The organism is Pseudolactococcus yaeyamensis (assembly GCF_054658615.1).
Genome location: NZ_BAAGGP010000177.1, coordinates 1 through 1,605 on the forward strand (window position 1 = coordinate 1; position 1,605 = coordinate 1,605).

The 1,605-nt window shown below is 34.6% G+C and carries 2 pseudogenes; both read left to right on the plus strand.

What is annotated here, in order from left to right:
* Positions 1–312: 312 nt before the first annotated feature.
* Positions 313–1,104 (plus strand): annotated as a pseudogene (locus tag ACYQ21_RS15525) (Fic family protein); the annotation flags it as partial.
* 320 nt (positions 1,105–1,424) lie between these two features.
* Positions 1,425–1,605 (plus strand): annotated as a pseudogene (locus ACYQ21_RS15530) (Fic family protein); the annotation flags it as partial.

A 1,605-nucleotide genomic window follows, 5' to 3' on the forward strand; every position in this document is an offset into this window, starting at 1 on the left:
GCGTGGATCTGTGACGCTTTCTAAATACTCGTAGATTTCGTACATCATGAACTCCCTTAATAGCTTTTCTTTTACTTTAACATAAATAAAGATACTAGGGAATTATTTATTTCATGCGTTTGTCGTGCGTTATTTCTACAAGTGATAAAATGACTTGTTTCATGTTATAATTTTTATGCATAAAGAACAACTCCTGACTTTTATCCCAGCCTCTTTCATTTTTTGAGTCAATAAGTAATTAAAGAATCAATGGCAAAGATGACCTCATTATCCGTTTATGATATACTAAAAGAGACAGGAGCGTAAAGAAATATGAATTTTGATAATAGACCATATGACTTAGAAAAAGCACCAAGCTATCAGAAAAAACAAGATTATTGGGAAACAAGTTTTGGATTACAGGCAACTGATAACTTGAGACCATCCGACTACCTGATTTCTCTATCGAAGGATAATATTGAAGGGACGAAAAGTTATCAAGAAATTATTGAGGATTTGACTGTCTATTATTCAGAAAATCAATCAATTAATCGAACGATGGAGGCGGATTTTGCATCAGTTAGAATTACTGAAATTCTTGCCTCTGAGTCTTTCACGTTAAGTCCTGCGACTTTAATTTCCTATCATGAGAGACTTTTCAAAGGCATTGAAGAATTTCGTTATCCAGTTGGAAAAGTACGGCAAGAAAATATCTCTAAGACTGAAGAAGTGCTAGGTGGCCTCTCGGTCATGTATTCAGATTTTAGGGAGATTAATACGACATTGAGTTACGATTTCACACAAGAAAAAGCAAAAGATTATTCTGAATTGAGCGATTTGGAAATTGTCAAAGAAGTGACAAAGTTTATCTCAGGAGTTTGGCAAATTCATCCATTTCGAGAAGGGAATACTCGAACAACAGCAGTCTTTACAATTAAATATTTAAGGAGCTTAGGTTTTGAAATAGATAACGAACCATTTAAAAAGCATGCAAAATATTTTAGAGATGCACTTGTGTTGGATAATGCACCTGCTAGAATCAGTAATAAAACTTTTCTTAATCAGTTTATGGAAAATGTCTTATTATCTGGGAAAAATGAGCTTAGTAGCAAGCAGATGCTTTTGAAACAACTTGATAAACTAAGTCCGCAAGATGTGATGAGTTCATTTGAGAATTATTCAACTGAAAAATTAACTCAAATTTTAAAACTTCCGAAAGCTTTACGAGAAAATCTCATAAAGGAGGTTGGTGAAAAGCAGACTCCCAATGCTTTTGAGCAACGCTTAGCACAAGCTCAAAAAGAACGACAGGAACACAAAAAGCAATCAAGCTCAGTACAAGAAACGCCAGAACACACAAAAGGGCGTTCGTTGTAACTATTTTGAAAGACTAAAAGTGCAGAGGTGGAATTTTCTACCTCGAGAAAGAAGGAGTCCTTATGTTAATGGATTTAGTAACAAGATTAAGGCTAGAACGAGAAGGCAAGGTAGATGGTGGTGTTTATGATATCACTCAAAAACGTTTTGCCTACAATAGCAATAGAATCGAAGGTAGCAGCTTAACTGAAGAGCAAACAAATTTTATCTATGATACAAAGTCCATTTATACGCTTGGTGATCAATCGG